Origin of the sequence: Burkholderia sp. E168m23 (assembly GCF_016586125.1) — a bacterium.
Lineage (GTDB): Bacteria > Pseudomonadota > Gammaproteobacteria > Burkholderiales > Burkholderiaceae > Burkholderia > Burkholderia orbicola.
The window spans coordinates 1-1,595 of sequence record NZ_BCPP01001267.1 but is presented as its reverse complement, the minus strand read 5'-3'; the positions used below and the strand labels follow the sequence as shown (position 1 = coordinate 1,595).

Sequence of the window (1,595 nt, the reverse complement as noted above, 5' to 3'; positions counted from 1 at the left end):
CGCGAAATGCCGCTTCCCGGTGAAGAAGCTGTTCGTGCATACGTGCTACACGGTCGGCTACGGCTCGAAGGATCACTTCAACGTGCCGTTCTACGGCCTCGTCTGCGCACTGTACGCGGACGGCCGCCCGGTGCGTTTCGCGAACGACCGCTACGAGCAGTTCCAGACGTCGCTGAAGCGTCACGCGTTCAAGATGCATTACCGGATCGCGGTCGACCGCAATACGGGCCTGCTGCAGTCGTTCAAGGGCGAGTTCGAGGCGAACGGCGGCGGCCGCTCGAACTTCTCGCCGTCGGTCGCGATGGTCGGCGCCACCGCCGCGCAATCGATCTACTACTTCCCGAAGAGCGACCTCGCGGCCGTCGCGATCGCATCGCGTGTGATCGACGCCGGTTCCGCGCGCGGCTACGGCACGCTGCAGAGCATGGCCGCGACCGAGATGGCGGTCGACGAGATCGCCGCGCAACTGAACATCGACCCGATCGAGTTCCGTCTGCGCAACGCGCTGCGTTCGGGAATGAAGAACACGCAGGGGGCGATTCCCGCCGGCGCGCTGCGCGTCGACGAAGTGCTGGAGCGCGCGAAGCAGCATCCGCTGTGGACGCGTCGTGCCGCGCGCAAGGCGGAGTTCGAGGCCGCGCATCCGGGCAAGCGCTACGGCGTCGGCTTCGCGTGCGTGCAGAAGGATTTCGGCACGGGCGCGGAAGCGTCGTTCGCGAAGGTCGAGTTCGACGCGCACGGCAAGGTGTCGCTGCAGCACACGGCGGCCGAGATCGGCACCGGGATGTCGACGTCGCAGGCTGTCGCGGTCGCGAAATGGCTCGGCCGTCCGGCGACCGACGTGCGCGTGGCCGTGACCGAATGGCCGGACCTGCCGGTCGAGACGAGCGGCGACCCGTACCTGATGTCGCAGGCCGACCAGGATCGCCTGAGCGCGAACCCGCGCTGGTCGCCGGGCTATGCGTCGCCGTCGAGCGCGACGAACTCCGCGTACTACTTCACGCACAGCACGCGCGAAGCCGCGCGCGCCGTGTTCCGCTACGGGCTGTGGCCGGCCGCGATGTCGATCTGGACGCGGGGCTTGGGCGGCGGCCAGGCCGCGCCGTACACGATCCGCATCGAGGATGCACGCTGGGTCGACGGCAAGCTGACCGCCGACGGCCTCGAGCCGCTGACGTTCGAACAGCTCGCGAAGCAGGCGCATGCGCTCGGCCTGCCGACCGGCGCCGTCGTGCACGTGTTCAACCGCTGGCAATGGACCGACGCCGAATTCGAGGTAGGCGGCGCGGTCGAACGTCTGCCGATCGACGGGCTGTCGCTGCGTGTCGGCGCGCCGAAGGCGGGCGCCGACGACGGCCCGGTGCCGGGCACCGCCGCGCCGGCCGGCGCGACCGCGCTGCGCGGGACGCTGCCGCCGACCGCGAACGGCTACCGCGTGCTGGACCGCAAGCGCGTGTTCATCCCGCCGACGAGCCGCAACAACGCGGCCGTCACGTACTACACGGCGGTCGGCACGCTCGTCGAGCTGGCCGTGCACGAAGCGACCGGCAAGGTCGAACTGCTCACGCACCACTCGATCATGGAATGCGGCAACC

The 1,595-nt window shown here is 69.6% G+C and carries 1 protein-coding gene; it reads left to right on the top strand.

The features are described from left to right. On the top strand, window positions 1-1,595 hold a 1,595-nt coding region (locus JMF90_RS36410), incomplete at both ends, for a xanthine dehydrogenase family protein molybdopterin-binding subunit (RefSeq protein ID WP_201326281.1).